12 protein-coding genes are annotated in these 19,393 nt (G+C 39.6%); 9 read left to right on the top strand and 3 right to left on the bottom strand.

Annotated elements, in window-relative coordinates; translation table 11 throughout:
• The 3 genes from Q8S11_RS15320 to Q8S11_RS15315 form a co-directional block, all read right to left on the bottom strand.
• Window positions 1–2,065, bottom strand: a 2,065-nt coding sequence (locus Q8S11_RS15320; RefSeq protein WP_305663000.1) for a hypothetical protein, incomplete at its 3' end; no start/stop codon positions are given.
• Window positions 2,066–2,309: 244 nt separating this feature from the next.
• Window positions 2,310–3,401 (bottom strand): acyltransferase family protein, encoded by a 1,092-nt coding sequence (locus tag Q8S11_RS17895; RefSeq protein ID WP_371135184.1) that lies wholly within the window; start codon window positions 3,399–3,401, stop codon window positions 2,310–2,312.
• 81 nt (window positions 3,402–3,482) lie between these two features.
• A complete protein-coding gene (locus Q8S11_RS15315) occupies window positions 3,483–4,019 on the bottom strand; it encodes a hypothetical protein (protein WP_305662999.1) in 537 nt (178 codons plus the stop codon).
• 314 nt (window positions 4,020–4,333) lie between these two features.
• Here Q8S11_RS15315 and Q8S11_RS15310 point away from each other — a divergent pair, with 314 nt between their 5' ends.
• The 9 genes from Q8S11_RS15310 to Q8S11_RS15270 all read left to right on the top strand — a co-directional run bounded on the left by Q8S11_RS15310 (window position 4,334) and on the right by Q8S11_RS15270 (window position 19,391).
• Entirely contained in the window at window positions 4,334–5,251 is a 918-nt protein-coding gene (locus Q8S11_RS15310) for a glycosyltransferase family 2 protein (RefSeq protein ID WP_305662998.1), read from the top strand.
• A gap of 280 nt (window positions 5,252–5,531) precedes the next feature.
• Window positions 5,532–6,707 carry a glycosyltransferase family 2 protein gene (locus Q8S11_RS15305; protein WP_305662997.1) on the top strand — a complete coding sequence of 392 codons (1,176 nt, stop codon included), beginning with the start codon at window positions 5,532–5,534 and terminating at the stop codon, window positions 6,705–6,707.
• Between the two features lie 30 nt (window positions 6,708–6,737).
• Window positions 6,738–9,095 carry an O-antigen ligase family protein gene (locus Q8S11_RS15300; RefSeq protein ID WP_305662996.1) on the top strand — a complete coding sequence of 786 codons (2,358 nt, stop codon included), beginning with the start codon at window positions 6,738–6,740 and terminating at the stop codon, window positions 9,093–9,095.
• 104 nt (window positions 9,096–9,199) lie between these two features.
• Window positions 9,200–10,519 carry an arylsulfotransferase family protein gene (locus tag Q8S11_RS15295; RefSeq protein WP_305662995.1) on the top strand — a complete coding sequence of 440 codons (1,320 nt, stop codon included), beginning with the start codon at window positions 9,200–9,202 and terminating at the stop codon, window positions 10,517–10,519.
• Between the two features lie 9 nt (window positions 10,520–10,528).
• On the top strand, window positions 10,529–10,696 hold the full coding sequence (locus tag Q8S11_RS15290) for a hypothetical protein (protein WP_305662994.1): 168 nt from the start codon (window positions 10,529–10,531) through the stop codon (window positions 10,694–10,696).
• The gene (locus Q8S11_RS15285) at window positions 10,696–11,094 is read left to right on the top strand and encodes a hypothetical protein (protein ID WP_305662993.1); all 399 of its coding nucleotides are present in this window, start codon (window positions 10,696–10,698) and stop codon (window positions 11,092–11,094) included. Before Q8S11_RS15290 ends, Q8S11_RS15285 begins: the two co-directional genes overlap by 1 nt.
• A complete protein-coding gene (locus tag Q8S11_RS15280; RefSeq protein ID WP_305662992.1) occupies window positions 11,075–12,139 on the top strand; it encodes a sulfotransferase in 1,065 nt (354 codons plus the stop codon). Before Q8S11_RS15285 ends, Q8S11_RS15280 begins: the two co-directional genes overlap by 20 nt.
• Window positions 12,140–12,151: 12 nt before the next feature.
• Complete coding sequence (cysC, locus tag Q8S11_RS15275) at window positions 12,152–12,736, top strand: adenylyl-sulfate kinase (protein WP_305662991.1); 585 nt, start codon at window positions 12,152–12,154, stop codon at window positions 12,734–12,736.
• Window positions 12,737–12,893: 157 nt separating this feature from the next.
• On the top strand, window positions 12,894–19,391 hold the full coding sequence (locus Q8S11_RS15270; protein ID WP_305662990.1) for a polyketide synthase: 6,498 nt from the start codon (window positions 12,894–12,896) through the stop codon (window positions 19,389–19,391).
• Window positions 19,392–19,393: the final 2 nt, after the last annotated feature.

The following is a 19,393-nucleotide window of genomic DNA, read 5'->3' as shown; positions in this document are numbered from 1 at the left end:
AACATACCGCTGGAGCACTAACCGCAATATCAGCTGCTACCGCTAAGGGTTTTACCGTAACCGTGACTGACTGAAGTGTGCCACCTGCATTCTCACATTTCTCTGTACCACTTACCGCTACATAATAGGTATGGGGGCCGGCTGCTAGACCCGTAACGGTTAATACTCCGTTACCGGCTACTGTGAAAGCTCCGCCTGTGGTAATCGGACCCGTTTTATCTGCATTGGCGTACCAGGTGTAAACCGGACTCGTTATACTATTCGCTACCGCTAAAGATGGGGTGAGAACCGCGCTACTGCCAAAACATACCGCTGGAGCACTAACCGCAATATCCGCTGCTACCGCTAAGGGTTTTACCGTTACGGTAAATCCTGTTGGAGTACCAGTTGTGGCTGCTACTGTATTTCTTACTGTAACAGTAGCGCTGTAAATTGTAGGCGTAGCTGCTCCGGGTACAGTAATTGTAATTGGGCTGGCAGGTAAAGCAGTGTAAACCACATTCAAAAACCCTGCTGCCTGTGCAGCAGCATCAAAATCAATAGTATACTCGTTGGCTCCATCAGTCATATTTGTGTAGACCAAAGATCCTTGGGTGGCTCCTAAACAAACTGAAAGATTGGCAGGTGTTATTGAAGGTATTGGGGTTAATGTAATATTAACTGCCGCATCAGCTACAGCATACAATCCTCCAGGATCTGCACCATTCCAGGTAAAGGATGCTGCACCATCATATTCATTAACCGGCTCGAAGTATAAATTAGGGATGTTTGCATAAGAAATTTCCTCATTAATGTTAACAACTGTCCCACCAGGTGCAAGCTTCAATACCCCGTGAAGAGGGTTAGGAAGAGATTTAATTTGTATTTTATTCAATGCATCCCCGTTGGGATCTGTAAACTTAGTAAGGTTAAAATCAGAATTATAAAAGTCTGATTGAGCAAAGGTAATATTTGAGTTCTCAGGGCCGGATTTTGCAACTGTCAATGCTGTAGGAACCTTAGGTGAACTTGCAGGAACAACGACCGTGATTGCCCGGATCTCATGGACATTGTACGCAGTTCCGGTACCCGCTGTAAACCCATATTTCACATTACCCGGGATAACGTTAGGTGTATAAGCCTGATCAACAACTATGTGTCTGTCAGCTACATAATTACCTGCTCCGCCAAGGACATTGTAAGATATATAAACATTAAGCTTGTAAACACCAACACCATTGGGCTCTATGACAACTCGTACCTTACGATACCCAGCATCACTAGTCAAGAACCCGCCGTTTGGTCTCTCTGGACTAGTCGTTCTGGTTGCGGCTGCAACGCCGGATGTAAGTGAAAATGAGGGAACCAAATTCACCGTGTTAACAGTAGAGATAAACTCGTAATTAGTATTCCCTACAAAAGCACCTTGTTGAAGTCCAGTGCCATTTCCATCCCCCCGGATAGTTATGGCACTAGGAGTTTTCCCAGGCCCCCCCGCACGCTGTGAAGCACCGGGATTTGCAAAATTACCAAATTCGTCAAGCCCTATACCAAGGAACCCATTGGGCACACCGGCTCCAGAGCCCCCATTTTGCGCATATCCCAGCGAGCCCCCAAAAAATCCGGGTGTAAATACTGGCGTAGTGGCATCAAAAAGAAAAAATGTAATACCATCGCCGCCGTAGATGTCAGGTATGGCTGTGCTTCCAGTATGAGTATAATATTCAAAAGCGATATCCAACCCGTCAGTAGTTGAAAAGGTTCTGTTGTTATTATAGGCAAACCCATTTTGATTAAGTGACCCCCTCGTTAACCTAAGGTAACCCGCATCAGCTGGATCTGCATCAAAGAGTTGTCCAGTACCTGCAGTCCCAGTAGCCCCAAATGCTGTTACAGCCGTTGCACTTGCAGTCAGGAACGCAGAGCCATTGGTTCCGCCAAAAACAAGATCTGGAGAAGTAGCATTCCTAAAAGTATCTCCATACGGAAACTGCGCATTAGCCTCGCCACCAAGCAAAATAAATGCTATCAGAAATAAATTAAACCTGATATACTTAACTAATAATCTGGTAAATATTCTTTGCATTGAATTGTTTTAATTCGTTATATTAAAAATAAAGAGTCTTTAATAAATGACCTATAAGAGTTTGACAAAGATTAATCCAATTTAAAATCCATAGGCCTGAAATTTTCTATATGCTGTTTACTAAGCTTATTTAAATAATAATTTATTTAAATTTTGATTTCACTAAAGACATTTATGATTATTATCAGGAAAATATTCCCCGACATGAGAATATTTTTCTACAAATCAACCTCACATAACCCCTCTAGAGATCACGAGCCAGCCTTCGCAAAAAGTTCTGACTTGGAGACTCAAAAAACCTGTAAATCAAATAGCCAAGTATTGCTGTAATTAAAATATAGTTAATCATAAATTCGGGTGTATTTATAAATTCTATTCCCTTTTGGTAGAATATCAGAATTAGGATTATTTGGAGGGAATAATGGATCATGTACATAGCATATGTCATATTCCCAAACGTGCGTAAAAAGGTCCTTAATGTTGCCCCTGCCATAGTAAATGACTTGCTAAAAAAGATAATAAGAAGAATCCCGATACCCAATCTAATGACGCAGTTAATAAGCCGAGAAACATACTCATGGCTAAAAATGGAAGTGTAATAAGTGATTGTGAGCAAAACTGTTATGAGCAAAAGCAAAAAAGATGTGTGCGAAAATTTAACTCGCTGGTAGTTCTGTGCCAGCAGGCATCCCGCAAAGAAAAACAGTAAACATTCATTAAATGGATTCAAAATTCCAAGGAAATAAATTACAAAGAAAATCAGTGTAAATGTTAGTGTGAATTTTGGCTTGATAATTAATTTTACATATGCCAGAAGGAAGAAGATAATATAAACAAAAATTTCAACTGATACACTCCAGAATGGCCCATTAAAGGATAATCCAAATTTTGAGCTCCAATAATTAATCATGAGCAAGTTCAGAATAAAATGTATGAAATCGTTACCAGGATTAATAAACGCTACATTAAACTTTTGAAAATAAGCATATTGTAGTAGGGCAACGCTGATTAATGTTAGTAAATGCAGTGGATAAAGGCGTGAGAGCCTGTTAAAAGCGAATTTCTTAAAAGAAACTGATCTCGTTGCTATCTTTTCCATGTAAAAATGAAAAAAAATAACACCAGATATCATCCAGAAAACTCTTACAGCGATATCTCCATATTCATATATAAATAGTAAGGAAGCAGAGAGTGGTAAAGTGCCTTTATTTAAAGTTTGCAGATCAGAAAAAGGAAAAATAAAATGCGGAAAATGATAGATCAATATGGTGATAGAGAGTAGAAATCTTAATAGATCAAGCCCATTTAGGTCATTATCAGTGGTTCTGAATTGCATAATAGGTAATGATTGATTTGTGAGGGAGCACTGATATAGTTGATTGTTCCAATAGTTCAGTATCTTTTATTGGTGTCATAGTTATTTTCGGATTCTAATTCTATTTATAATACTGATTACCAAATAAACACCAATAAAGGCAACGATCAGTGAAATGACATCCATAATGGTAACCCCATCATTTGGGTTAAGATAAAATAAGGTAAACATCTCAAAATATGGCGGCGCGGGCATGATAATCATTCCAAAGCCCAAAAGGATCAAAAGAAGAGCAATAATTAATCTTATCACCATTCCAACAATCTGCCAGGTTGCTAATCTCTTATGAGCAGATTTATCCAGGTCGTTCATCATTAGAAGCTGCCCCAACTCAGAATCTCCATCTTCATTCAGTATGTTATTTTTTACCTTTTTATAAGGTCCCAAAGCAGTTGTATCGGACGCAGAACGAATAGCAGAATTGAACTTTGCCTGCAACTCCTGGAGTAATGTATTATCTGGTTCAGTTTCGGCAAGAAGCAAGACAAACTCATCCATTTTCTTATGAATTTCTGTAAATTCTGATTTTGAATCCTTTGCGGATTTTGAAAATTCTTTGTTAATGTCTCGATTTTCCAAGATGTATAATTATTACGGTTTTTTCCTGTCTATTTTTAAAAGGTTAAACAATTATCGTTCCAAGCAATAATATGATGGTAAGATTTTGATAATGAAATAAAGCTAAAATCTATAGTAGCAATGAGCAATACCAAAAATATTAATATTTAGAACTTGACGCTGTCTAAAATCTCACATCACGTATTTCAAATATAGTAATATATTGTAAATGAGCGCACTAAACACAAATAGGGTATAAAACCAGCCTCCCTGATAAGCTTTACCTGTCTTTGCCATATTTTTTTTTGTACTTTAATCCCCAATTATAAGACACATTGAAGAGGGTTTCTATTATCACTGTCAATTTCAACCAGCCATTACTCACTGAGCTGTTTCTAAAATCTGTTGCAGTTTGTAATACTTATTCATTGATTGAGATTATTGTTATTGATAATGGTAGCCGGGAGAATCATATCCCGGCCTGGCGGTCCTATTATCCTGAGGTTCGCTTTATCCGGTCTGAAAAGAACCTGGGTTTTGCAGGAGGAAACAATTTAGGTATTCGGGAAGCAAATGGTGAGTACCTCTTCCTTGTAAATAATGACACTGAATTCAGTGCGGGTCTGATTGAAAAACTGGTTGCTGTTTTAGATTCCAGTCCGCAAGTTGGAGCTATAAGTCCGAAGATTCTCTATTTCGATGAACCCGGTATTATTCAATATGCCGGATTTACTGAAATGAATATGAATACCGGTCGAAATCGGTGCATCGGACAAATGGAAGAAGACCTGGGGCAATATGATCATACAACTGGTCCGACTGGCTTTGTTCATGGGGCAGCAATGATGATCAGGAAGGAGGCAATTAACAAAGCCGGACTAATGCCTGAACTATTTTTTCTGTATTATGAAGAAATGGATTGGTGTGAGAAGATCAAAAAAGCCGGATATGAAATCTGGATTGAACCCAAAGCTGCGATTTATCATAAGGAGTCTATGTCTGTTGGAAAGAAGAGCCTTCTAAAAGAATATTTCATGTGCAGGAACAGGATTCTGTTTATACGAAGGAACGCACCCTGGTTTTCCAGAATTATATTTTACTTTCATTTTCTATTATTAGTTAGTCCGAGAAACCTTCTTGGATATTTATTGACTGGAAATATTGCTCATGCAAGGCAGTTTTTAAGAGGAATATGGTGGAATTTTACAAATGGAACAGAAAGCAGAGAATTGGGGTACGAAGAGACCCGATAGCTATCGGGTTGACAATGTGAAATGGACGATCTATTTAAATTTAAAAACGGTGTCATCCCGATCCGCTCTTCGCGGGAGGGAACTTAGCCGTATTAATAAGTTTAAATATTGGAAAGGTATATTAAAAGCAATGAGGTCCCTCCTGCGTCGGGATGACAACAGGAGTTGACAGTCGATAATTAATAATGAGCAAGAAGATCTAATTCATTAAAAACAATTTAAATCAAGTCAGAATTTACTGACAACAGGCAACTAACAACTAACAACTGACAACTGAAATATGGAAATCATCTTCTGGATCAGCATAATCATCATAGTTTATACCTATTTGGGATATGGATTCATTTTGTATTTAATGCTGCTCATCAAAAGAATGATGAAGGGTAAACGGCCGGAGATTTTCTATGAGTGGGATGATCTACCAACCTGCACACTACTAATTGCGGCATATAATGAAGAAAACTTTATATCTGAGAAGATCAGGAATACACTATCACTAAAATATCCTGAGGGAAAGCTTGAACTGATTTTTATTACTGATGGTTCTACTGATAGAACGCCTGAAATTTTAAAGGAATACCCACAGATTAAACTGCTTCATCAGAACGAAAGAAAAGGCAAAGTCGCAGCCATCCATCGTGCAATGGAACATATAAAAACAGAGATAATTATTTTTACTGATGCTAATACCCTATTAAATAAAGATGCATTGATTAATATCTCTAGACATTATGCCGATGAGAAGATCGGTGCTGTTGCAGGTGAGAAAAGAGTCCATTCTGATGAAAAAGCTGATGCGGGTTCTGCAGGGGAAGGTTTTTACTGGAAGTATGAATCTTTACTAAAAAAGTGGGACTCCGAACTTTATTCAACAATTGGTGCTGCAGGTGAGTTATTCAGTGTTCGCATGAGCTTATATTCAGGAGTATCCGACGATACCATTTTAGATGATTTTATGATTTCAATGCTAATTGCAGCAAAAGGATATCGGATTGTTTATGAACCTGAAGCTTTTGCTATAGAGACTGCCTCAGAGAATATTTCAGAAGAATTAAAACGAAAGGTTCGTATTGCTGCAGGAGGTATACAATCCATTGTGAGACTAAAAGTTTTGCTTAATTTTTTCAGGTACAGATTATTGAGCTTTCAATACATAAGTCACCGAGTATTACGATGGACAATCACACCATTTTTGTTAATTCTGATATTGCTACTAAATGTGCTTATACTGTTTCAATCCAAAGAAATTACTTTCTCTATTTTATTGGCAGGACAGGTAATTTTCTATCTCTTGGCTTATTCAGGCTTAATTCTAGAGAAAGGAGAGCTACGTTTAAAAATATTCTTTATTCCCTATTACTTTTGTGTGATGAATTATGCAGTTATTTTGGGTATAAAACGTTATTTATGGAAACAACAAAGTGCAGTTTGGGAGAAAGCAGAAAGAAAAATTTAATTTCCGTACTACGAAAAAACAAAAAAATTAATGTCAGTTAAAGAAAAAAACAAAACAGACAGATTTCAAGGTCAAAAAAAATCAAAAAAGAACCTTTTCAATTCCAGTAAGCTGGATTCTATAATTGTCTTTTTATATCTTTTGGCTGAATTTGTTCCACAATTCAATTCCATTGATGTGATGGGGCCACAATGGCTCTATTTATCAATTCTTAATCTGATTACAATTATTTACATCACAATAAATTTCAATTCCGGATTCAATAAAACCTTGCAAAATATTTCACAAAATCAACTCTCATTAGCATTTTTAGGAGTTTTTGTTATCTGTGGATTCTCGATATTTTTTGCACTTAATCCAATTGAATCTCTGGTCGTATATTCAAGACTAATTGTAACTATTGTCGCTTTCTTCAACATTTCATTACTAATTAGCCGAAATCCCAAAAACATTGAATACATCTTCCAGGCAGTCAGTATTATTGCAATTTTTCAATGTATTTTATTATTCAATACCTACATCCAGGGAATAAAAACTGCTACATCAGATGCAGTAATTTCAAACCTCACAGGAAACACCGGAAATAAGAACGTTCTGGCCGCTAGTCTTGTCCTCAAAAGTCCAATTATTATTTTTTGTATTTTTAAATTCCGAAAGTTGTATAGCATAATAATCAATGTTTTATCATTGGTTCTGGTAGTTTTATTGATTTTCATTTTAAATGCAAGAGCTTCATACTTAGGCTTTTTTGCTCAGATAGCACTTTATTTAATTTTCTTATTTTTTTATAAAAAAGAAGCTGGTTTAAAATCTACTTTTCGTCACCTTATAACTGTTTTACTCCCTGTTATTATTGGCCTAAGCATTTCACAGATATTACTTTCTTTACCTGAAAATTCAAGTTCCACGCAAGGATATACAACTTTAGATAAGCGGCTTGCAACACTTTCAGATCATAGTGAAACATCAGCTAATGCAAGGCTTTTCTTTTGGACAAATGCACTTAAACAAATCAAGGATACTCCAATAACAGGTTGCGGATACGGGAACTGGAAAATTCAATCGGTAAAATATGAATACGGCTTTTATAATGATTTCAATTATTCAAAACATGCCCACAATGATTTTCTTCAGATAACAGCCGAGTCAGGAATTTTTGCAGGAATATTATTCCTTTCAATCTTTGTTTTTGCATTATTAAATACCATGAAATTATGGAATTCTAGTGCCCCTTCTGAATACAAAGTGTTAAGCGTTATTTCCTTGATGTCAATTGCAGGTTATTTTGTTGATGCAAATTTCAACTTTCCTGCGGAGCGACCGGTAATGCAAACTTTTTTCGCATTCGTGCTCGCCATTAACGTAGTATTATATATTAAGAATCAACCAAGCCTGGAAAAACCATTGGGCAAAAACAAAAAATATCTTATTTTTCTTTCAATTAGTCTCATAGTACTTTTCTCAATTTTCATATGCCGGTCCACTGACAGCTCAATGAAAATTCAACGTTTTACCCACTTCAACTTTGGAACCGCACAACCAGGTGTTACCTGGCAAGATATAAATGATAAATTCCCGGCTATTCCAAATATTGCAGAAAACAATATTCCAATCAATGATATAAAAGCCTGGTATTTATTTCGTGCCCAGAAATACGAGGAAGCTCTTTATTTATTGAATCAAGATAAAAATGCCAACCCGTATTCGATGTCTAAAGAATGGCTCAAGGCATCGATTTATACTTCACAAGGTTTGATAGATAGTGCACATTTTTATTCAAAAAAAGGCTTCTTTATCCGCCCCAGAAATCTTTCATTATTTAATATCGTCTCCAGGACCAGTGTTCCTTTAAAGGATACAACAACAATACAAATGGCATTCAAAGAATATAAGAAGTTCAGAGATGAGCCACATGCCTGGAAAATATACGTGAGAAGTTTATTTGCTGTTCATTATGACAGAACTGAATTAATAGACCTGACTGATAGCTTAGCCCGGGTTTATCCTAATGACAATGAAATACAGCATACCCGCTATTTTATAAGAGCTGGATTTGCAGGCATGAAGAAAGATTTTCCCAAGGCCCTTGAAAATTTATTGGGAATTATGAAACTCAATCCGAATGACTATGAAAACATGGAAAATATAGGTATTACCTATTCCTTTTTGAAAGATTATAATTCGGCAGCAGCCTACTTCAAAAGAGTTGTTGATGCAAGAGTTTATCCAAATGGTAAATCAGAATTCTATCTAGGAAACTGTTTATTACAACTTGGCAGAAAGGAGGAGGCCTGTAAATACCTGTATGTTGCCGCCAACAGGAATTATCAGGGTGCTGCAATCCTGTTCAATAAGAACAATTGTGCTATAAACATGCAAAAACAATAGTTTTAATTGTAAATAATATCTGAAAGCAATTTCTATTTCTTTTCCAAAATTCAGGAGCATAGTTTTTTTTCTTAATTTGCCCTCTTCAGCAAACGGATCAAAAAATGAATAAAAAAGTATCACTTTGGCTGCTATTACTCATCATATGGATCTTTTCCATGATCACCCTGATGTTTGGTTGGGCAGTTGGTTACATTCATGAAGGCGGCCACCTGATTCAGGGGAATACCCGTTCGGTTATCCTGGCAATTGCTAAGTTCCCGACACTGGTCGATGTCAGTATCAAGCAGATTTTTTCGAAACCACCATTGATCCTGACTGATCGTTATCCTGAAATTTCCGGGCTTAAAACAGATAATAAAAATTACAGGGACAGTAACTTTCTCTTCCTTTCTGCTTATGATAAAGAAGCCGGTCATTCCGGATTTAAACTGATCCGGCTTAGTGACCAGAAAGTTTTGCATCGCTGGGTTCCAGATATCAATGAAATAATGAAGATCAGGGATAAAGGAAGACCCCTTTCTGAACAAAGCAATAAAGGGAATATCGTATTCTGGCATCCACTGCCATCTGCCGATGGATCGGTTGTATTTAATACCGAGGATCGTGCCCTTATTAAGATTGACAAAAACTCCAAACTCCTTTGGAGCCTGGATGGTATTTTCCATCATTCGCTGGAGAAGGATGCGGAAGGCAATATCTGGGCTTCTTCAATGATGGAAAAAAATTCCGGCTTCCTTTCCGGATTCTTTGATGATTATCGCGATGATGCACTGGCGCAGGTATCACCTGATGGGAAGTTACTCTACAAAAAATCAATTACTGATATCCTGCTCGAAAACGGCTACCGCGGACTGCTCTTTGGTATCGGTCCGATGGAGCGGGATCCGCTGCATTTGAACGATATTCAACCTGCTTTGAGCAGTACCCAATACTGGCAAAAAGGCGATTTGCTTGTAAGCATCCGCAATAAGAGTACCGTATTTCTGTACAGGCCTTCTACAAATAAAATCTTATGGCTCCAAACAGGTCCCTGGCTAAATCAGCATGATGCCAATTTTATAGACGATAGCCGGATCAGCATATTTGGAAACAATATTATTCGCAATAAGAATTATGATTTTATTGATGGGCATAACGAAGTTTACATTTTTGATTTCAAAACCAATGAAACCTCAACGCCATATACCGCTTTTCTAAAAAAGGCAAAAGTGAAGACAATGACGGGAGGACGCTCTGAAATACTTCCGAACGGCGATGTCTTTGTTGAAGAAACTGATTTCGGAAGGATGCTGAGAGGTAGCAATAGCCAAACCATCTGGCAATATGTGGAACGGGTAGATGAAAAATCAGCAGCAGTATTGGGCTGGAGCAAAATTATTGCTCCTGCCGAGTTTAATAGTTTTAAATTTATAAAGAATTAATTCCAAAATATGGCATTTCTAAGCTTCACACTAGCCTATATCGGTCCAGGAATGGGCGGTGGTTTCATAGCCGCTGTTGTAGGCATTCTGATCTCAATTTTTCTTGCATTATTTGCGATTCTTTGGTATCCTTTTAAAAAATTGATTGCAAAATTTAAAAAGAAAAAAGAAGAGTAATGGAGTTGACCGCGATCATCTATCTGTTTATTATCTTCCTGCTGATCGCATGGGCAGCTGATACTATCCCATTTATTAAAACTGCAAAACGTATTTCCGGACTCAGTCAATCCTCCCTGAAAACAATACAATCCGAAGACCTGGATGATACCGCGAAACAAAGCGTTCTCCTTCAAAATTCCCTTGGAATAATGAAGCATTCGATACTGATTATTTTATATACTGCTATTCTAATTGCATTGTTGCTTTTTTTTTTAAAAGTGAGTGAATTCATCAGTCCACTGAATTTTGACTACCTGAGCAATTACCTGATTAGCCTGAGTGGCATTATACTCTCCCTTGTTGGTTTTCTGTCCTATTTTTTACTAAAGAAAATATATGTCAGACTTAGGATATAGCTTTTCATCGAGGCTTTTGCACCGCATCGCACTTCAGTCGAAAATTATTGCCGAAATATCGTTTGATATTGAGAACATGATCTTCAGCAAAAAGGGTCATAACTTTACAGAAAACCCTATTTTCATCTCTGGTCTGGCTCGCTCAGGCACCACCATGCTGATGAGATATCTTTATCAAACAGGTGAGTTCAGATCCCTCACTTATCAGGATATGCCCTTTGTTCTGATGCCAAATCTATGGAAGAAACTATCTTTTGTCAAGGCAAGTGGCGAACTCAAAGAACGGGCGCATCGGGATGGAATACTGGTTAGCTTTGAAAGTCCGGAAGCCTTTGAGGAAGTTTTTTGGCGGGTATTCAGCGGCGATCAATACATTGCCAATGACCGGCTCAAACTCCTGAAAACCAATAATGAAGTACTGAATAAATTTCGTGACTTTGTGCGGAATGCACTTTTAAGCTCCGATAAACCTGATCAATTGCGGTATCTATCCAAAAATAATAATAATATCCTGCGATTAAATTACCTGAAAAAAAGTTTTCCTGCAGCCAAAATTGTGATTCCTTTCCGTGAGCCTCTGCAGCATGCGCTTTCCCTGCTCAATCAGCATACCCATTTCTCCGGCATTCAGAAAGAGGATAAATTTTCACTGGACTATATGAACTGGCTGGGGCATTTTGAATTTGGTTTGAACCAAAAGCCTTTCGACCTTAATCATGATGATATCTTCAAACTAATGGAAAATACCCCTAAATCAGAGCTTGATTTCTGGTTATTGAGTTGGAAAAACTACTATAGTTTTGCGCTCGAAAATACTGAGGAGAACCATTTATTCTTTTGTTATGAGGATTTCTGTAATTCCCCTGCCGGGGTGTTGCAGAAACTGTTTCCCCTGCTCGGTTTGAATGCTAAGACTGAGGGGATAAAGCCCTTTAATCCCTCCGAAAAATCAGTATCGGGTTATAGTGAAAGCCTCCATCGGGAATGTGTTGAACTATATAATAAACTTAAGTTCAGGTTTAATTCCTGGTATCAGGGAATATAAAATTTAATAAAGATGAGCCTTCAAAAATTAACCCTCCGCCACAGAGAAAAACTGTTGAATCAACGATCATTAGTTTTATGGTTTACCGGACTTTCAGGATCGGGAAAAACTACCTTATCGGATGCAATGGAAGAAGAATTATTCAAAAGAGAATACAAGACTTATATTCTGGATGGGGATAAAATCAGGGACGGATTGTGTAAAGACCTTGGCTTTTCTGAGGAAGACCGCACTGAAAACATTCGCAGAGTTGGTGAAGTTGCGAACCTGATGCGTGATTCAGGCCTGATCGTCCTCTCAGCATTTATTTCACCCTTTGCCAAAGACAGGGAAGTAGTCAGGGAAACAATCGGAGCTGAGAATCTGGTCAGGATTTTTGTGGATTGCCCCCTTGAAGTTTGCGAACAACGCGATGTCAAGGGATTATATAAAAAAGCACGTTCAGGAGAAATAAAAAAATTTACAGGTATAAGTTCCCCTTTCGAAATCCCTGAAGAATCGGAACTCGTTTTAAAAACTGCTGAACACAGTATAGAAGAACTCGTAGGCACGATTCTTGAATTTATTTTGCCAAAAATTAAGTTGGTTTCAGAATAAAATAATTGGCTAAATATGCTCCTCCGATTTGGATTAATTAAATATCATTCTGTATTTATCGAAAAATATTTACCAAAAAGGATAGATATTTAATTATGGCGAATTAAAATCGGCTATTTTAGGAGATCATTATTCAGTTCGTGTCAGAAAGAAATTCATGTTAAAACCAGAAGTAAGAGAAAAAGTTCTGTTTACATTTAATGATACCGGAGTGGATTACCCCGGACCAGACAATTATTGTGAACTCTTCAATCTGGCTGTTTCAACAAACCCAAAACAAACTGCCGTCGTTTTTGAAAATGAAAGCCTGACATATTCTGAACTTAATTTCAGGACGAACCAGATCGCCAATTTTTTGATTTCGAACAGGGTCAAAAAAGACGATGTGGTTGGGATATGTCTGGATCGATCCATTGAGATGATCAGCGGAATCCTCGGCATTCTGAAAGCCGGCGCTGCTTACCTGCCAATTGACCCTGAATATCCTGCAGAAAGAATCAATTTCATGCTGGAGGACTCAGATCTGAAAATAATTCTCACTGATCAAAAAACGATTAAAAATTTCGATTTTTTTAGTGAAAAAATTGGCTTAGACGTCATAATACTCGATTCTAATCAGGTTTTTCAACAAACTAGCCTTGCTCTTCCTGAAACAAAGATTGCTCCTGAAGACCTTGCCTATGTAATCTACACTTCTGGTTCAACCGGCCGTCCAAAAGGGGTTATGAATGAACACAGGGGGCTGCTTAACCGATTGAACTGGGCACAGAGTTTTTTTAACCTGAGCCAGGATGATATTGTTCTGCAAAAAACCACCTTCTGCTTTGATGTATCAGTTTGGGAACTACTCTGGCCTCTGATGATTGGTGCGAAACTCGTTCTTGCTAAACCCGGCGGACAAAAAGACAGCCAATACCTCGAAGATCTAATCGATAAACAACAGGTTACTACTATCCATTTTGTGCCATCCATGCTCGAAATTTTCCTTCTTGGTATCCGGGAAGGGAGCTGTAAAAGTCTTCGACGGGTATTGTGCTCAGGTGAGGAGCTTTTTCCCCACCAGCTTTCCCTTTTTGGGGAAAAATTGGGACATGCGAAATTATATAATTTATACGGACCAACTGAAGCCGCAATTGATGTGACTTGCTGGCCGGCACCACTAAATGCAAAAAAAGTTTACATTGGCAAACCGGTAGCGAATACCAGCATCTATATTCTGAATAAAGATCAGGAGCCATGTGCTATCGGCGAAGAAGGTGAATTGTTTATCGGAGGTGTGCAAGTAGCCAGGGGTTATTTAAACCGACCGGAACTGAATGCAAGTCGTTTTTTGAAAAACCCTTTTGCGAGCAATGAACATACCCGCCTCTATCGCAGCGGCGACCTTGCCCGATGGATTGAAGACGGTACCGTTGAATACCTGGGGCGCGCTGATGAACAGGTAAAGATTCGTGGATTTCGGATTGAACCCGGTGAAATAGAAAATGTTATTCTGGAATTTGGAGGAATCAGACAATGCCTGGTTCATGTAAAAGAAGACAATGCTGAGAAAAAACTGATCGCTTATATCATTGGTTCTGACGGGAAATACAATAAAGAAAAATTACTGGAACATCTTAAGTCAAAATTGCCGGAGTATATGGTTCCTGCTCTTTTCATTGACATTCCGGAATTGCCACTGAGCAGCAATGGTAAAGTAGACCGAAAAGCCCTGCCCCTGCCCGGTATGGAAAGACCTGATCTTCAAGTATTTTACAAGTCGCCATCTACAGAAACTGAGAAATCGCTGGCAAAGCTCTGGGCTTCTGTACTAAATCTGGATAAAGTTGGGGTAAATGATAATTTCTTTGAACTGGGAGGAAATTCACTGCTCGCACTACGTTTTGTCGCAATGTTGAAGCAGCAACATCAACTCAATCTTCCGGTCACAAGACTTTATCAGGATCCATATATCAGTAAGATTGCAATATACCTTGATGGTAAAACCAGTATTCAAAGGACAGAAACAAATACAACTCGTCCGTCCGGCACAGACATAGCAGTAATAGGTATGTCAGGCCGTTTCCCGGGGGCTTCCAATATTGAGGAACTGTGGGATGTTTTGCAGTCGGGTAAAGAAACGACCAGTTTTTTTAGCGAGGAGCAACTCGACCCGGCAATCAATCCTGAATTACGAAAGAACCCAAATTATGTTAAAGCCCGGGGAGTATTGGAACAGGCGGAGTATTTTGATGCCCCTTTCTTTGGGATGAACAACCGGATGGCAGAACTAATGGACCCTCAGCAGCGGATATTTCTTGAAATTGCCTGGGAAGTATTGGAAAGTACCGGCCATCTCCCTGAAAGATATGATGGAAAGGTTGGTGTTTTTGCAGGAAGCGGCACCAATACCTATTATCTCAACAATGTACATACACGTCCGGATCTGATTACCGCTGTCGGAGCCTTCCAGGTTTCCACGCTGAATGAAAAAGATTATATCGCAATGCGGACTGCCTTTGAGCTGGATCTTAAAGGTCCGGCAGTCAGCGTGTATTCTGCCTGCTCGACTTCATTGCTTGCTATCGCTCAGGCGGTTGAAAGCCTGAGAAAAGGACAATGCGATGTGGCTCTTGCAGGTGGTAGTTCTGTTACTTCCCCAATTCGAAGCGGTCATTTATATGAAGAAGGTGCAATTCTAAGTAAAGACGGTCATTGCAGGCCATTCGATGTGAATGCCAGCGGAACTGTTTTCAGTGACGGTGCAGGTGTAATTCTTTTAAAAAACCGTGAAGATGCCGAACGTGATGGAGATACAATCTATGCGATCATCAAAGGTATCGGACTGAACAACGACGGCGCCTTGAAAGCAAGTTTTACAGCTCCAAATGCCGGAGGGCAGGCTGATACGATCAGCATGGCGATTGCCGATGCAGGGATTGACGCTGCTACGATTAGCTATGTTGAAACCCATGGTACTGCAACCCCTCTTGGCGATCCGATTGAAATAGAAGGACTAAAAATGGCGTTCGGCCCTCAGGAAGAAAAAAAATTCTGCGCCATTGGATCAATAAAAAGCAATATGGGCCACCTGACTCAGGCGGCCGGTGTAGCAGGTTTTATCAAAACCACATTGGCTCTCCATAAAAAACAAATCCCTCCTTCTCTTTTCTTTGAACAGCCAAACCCGGATATTGATTTTGAGAACAGCCCCTTTTATGTAAATGCTAAACTCAGCCCCTGGGAGAGTACCAAAAAAAGAAGAGCAGGTGTCAGTTCTTTCGGGGTTGGGGGAACCAATGTCCATATTATTCTTGAGGAGGCTGAACAAAAAGAACAAAAAGCTGAAACTTCTTCCAAAGCACAACTGATCAGCTGGTCGGCTAATTCAGAAGAAAGTCTGAACCAATATGCTTCGAAACTCCTCAATTACCTGAAGAATAATCCGGAAACGAAGCTCAGCGATATTGCATGGACACTGGAGTCCACCCGGCGTGATTTTGCGCAGAGAAGATTTATCATTGCAGGAAATCCCGCTGATCTGATCCAAAAACTTAGCGAAGACCTCAACAAGGTATCCGACACTAAAATACTGAAAGAAAGTTCGACTGAACTTGCATTTATATTCCCCGGACAGGGATCACAGTACCTGAACATGGGTGCAGGTCTCTACAATCAGGAAAAGATTTTCAGGGAAGCTGTTGATGAATGTGCAAGTCTTCTCCTGCCCTGGTTGAAGGAGGATATCAGAACTATTTTGTATTCAGAATCGGCAGAAGCCGAAAAAATCCATAATACACGCTATACACAACCCGCCTTATTTGTCACTGAATATGCAATGGCAAAGCTCTGGATCAGTTGGGGTATCCGCCCGGCAGCATTATGTGGCCATAGTATCGGCGAATTTGCAGCAGCCCACCTGGCAGGAATTTTCAGTCTGGAGGATGCCCTGAAACTAGTTTCAGAACGCGCTCGCCTTGCAAGTGAATTAGAAGGTGGAAGCATGCTGGCCGTTAAAGCCCTTCCCTTAAATATTGAAAACCAATTAACAGGAGACTTATCCATAGCTGCTTATAATAGTCCTGATTTAAGTGTGGTTTCAGGTCCATCCGATCAGGTTCAAAATTTTTCAACAGAACTACAGTTAAAGGGCATTCCAAACCGTCTGATTAAAACCAGCCATGCATTCCATTCATCCATGATGGACGGAATGAAAGAAAATTACAGTAAGGTGGTTCATTCTATTTCCCTGAATCCTCCGAGAATACCACTGGTTTCTTCAGTTACAGGTAAGTGGATGTCAGAGGCAGAGGCCTGCAGCACTGATTACTGGATTAATCAGATTCGTTTACCGGTACGATTCAATAATGCCATCAGCACGCTTTGGGAAGAACCAACACGCTTATTGCTGGAAGTAGGCCCGGGTAATGCAGCCACTACCTTTGCAAAACAACAGTCGAAGGGAACCAGCCTCAATGCAATTGCCGGCTTTGAAGACAAAGGGGATTCTGAGTATGCTTCAGTCCTTCGTTCATTGGGAAAACTCTGGCAAAATGGGATTATTCCTGATTGGGAGAAACTGCATGAAGCAAATCCCCAAATTCTCATGCTGCCAAATTATGCATTTGACCGCAAGCGATGCTGGGTTGAACCGGGGCAGGCCAATTATTCAACTACTCAACCCATTTCCGCACAGGAAAATCAGGAAAACAGCCAGACGGAAAATATAAATCTCAGCCGGAAAGAAATACTGATCCAAAAAATAAGCCGCATCCTTGAAAATGCATCCGGCATAGAAATGAAGGATGTTAGTCCCAATCTGAACTTCATTGAAATCGGACTCGATTCCTTACTCCTGACCCAGGTTGCTATTACACTTAAGCGGGAATTTTCCCTTCCAATCAGTTTCCGCCAACTGAATGAGGATCTGAATACCCTGAACTTACTCGCAGATTACCTGCAAGCAGGACTTCCTGCAGATGCCTTCCAGAATGCTATTGTTACTGAAACAGGTCCGGAGGCTGAAATAAACCGTCAGATTACAGAATTGAACAGGAAACTGGATCTTATCCGCTTTGGCAGTCTCAGCCCAACCGATTTGAGTCCGGAGGAAGAGAATGATATTAAAAAACCATTTGGCGCGAGCCCTAAAATTGAGAAACAAAGTCTGGAATTAAATGCGGTTCAAACAAAATTCCTAAAAGATCTGATTGAACGATATAACCTTAAAACCCGGGGCAGTAAAGAGTATACCCAAAAGCACAGAGCCTATATGGCTGATCCAAGGGTAGTATCCGGATTCAGGCCACTAACCAAAGAAATCATTTATCCGATCGTGGTCAAAAAATCGAAGGGCAGCAGAATCTGGGATCTTGACGATAATGAATATATCGATGCCCTGAATGGATTCGGTTCAAATATGCTTGGTTTCCAGCCTGATTCAGTATTAAATGCGATCAAAGATCAGATGGATAAAGGCTATGAGATCGGTCCGCAACATGAACTTGCCGGTGATGTTTGCAAACTTATCTGCGAATTTACCAATTCTGATCGTGCAGCACTTTGCAGTACCGGTTCTGAAGCGGTTTTAGGTACCATGCGAATTGCCAGAACCGTAAGTGGCAGGTCGCTTATTGTGGCCTTTTCGGGATCCTATCATGGAGTTTTTGATGAAGTGATTGTCAGAGGCACAAAAAGCTTCCGATCCATTCCCGCAGCAGCAGGCATCATGCCGGAAGCTGTACAAAACATGCTCATCCTTGATTATGGAACCGAGGAAAGCCTGAAAATTATTCAGGAAAGGGCTCATGAACTTGCAGCAGTTTTGGTTGAACCGGTACAAAGCCGGCGCCCTGATTTTCATCCGATCGATTTCTTAAAGAAAGTCAGGGAGATTACAGAGAAAGCTGGAACTGTTTTGATATTTGACGAGGTAATCACAGGCTTCAGAATGCATCCTGGTGGTGCTCAGGCGCTTTTTGGTATCAAGCCGGATATTTCATCCTATGGTAAAGTGATCGGAGGCGGGCTTCCAATTGGAGCAATAGCTGGTAAAAAACAGTTTATGGATGCACTGGATGGGGGATCATGGCAATATGGAGATCAATCTATACCGGAAGCCGGAGTAACCTATTTTGCAGGTACTTTCGTAAGACATCCACTGGCATTAGCGGCAGCAAAAGCATCTTTGGAATACTTCAAATTAAGAGGACCTGCCCTGCAACAGGAATTAAGTCATAAAGCTTCAGGGCTGATGAGCAGATTAAATTCAATTTGTCAGCAATTAAAAGTTCCTGTATCAGTAGTTGGATTTGGATCCATGTGGAAAATCCGGTTCGATGAAGAAATACCTTATAACGAGCTACTCTTTACACTAATGCGGGAAAAAGGAATACATATCTGGGATGGATTTCCTTGTTTTATGACAGAGAGCCATACCGGAGCAGAAATTAACAATATTATTGAAGCTTTTGAAGAAAGTTTGAAACAACTAATTTCTGTCGGTTTTCTGGAATCAAAAAAGAGTAATTCTAGCGATATTAGCAATGCAAAACCGATTTCTGAACCTCCTGTACCAGGAGCAAGATTGGGAAGAGACCGGGAAGGAAATCCTGCCTGGTTTATTGCAGATCCCGAAAATCCGGGTAAATACTTACAAATAAAACACAAGGAATAATA

Origin of the sequence: Daejeonella sp., assembly GCF_030695525.1 — a bacterium.
GTDB lineage: Bacteria > Bacteroidota > Bacteroidia > Sphingobacteriales > Sphingobacteriaceae > Daejeonella.
This window is presented reverse-complemented; position numbering and strand designations above follow the sequence as displayed.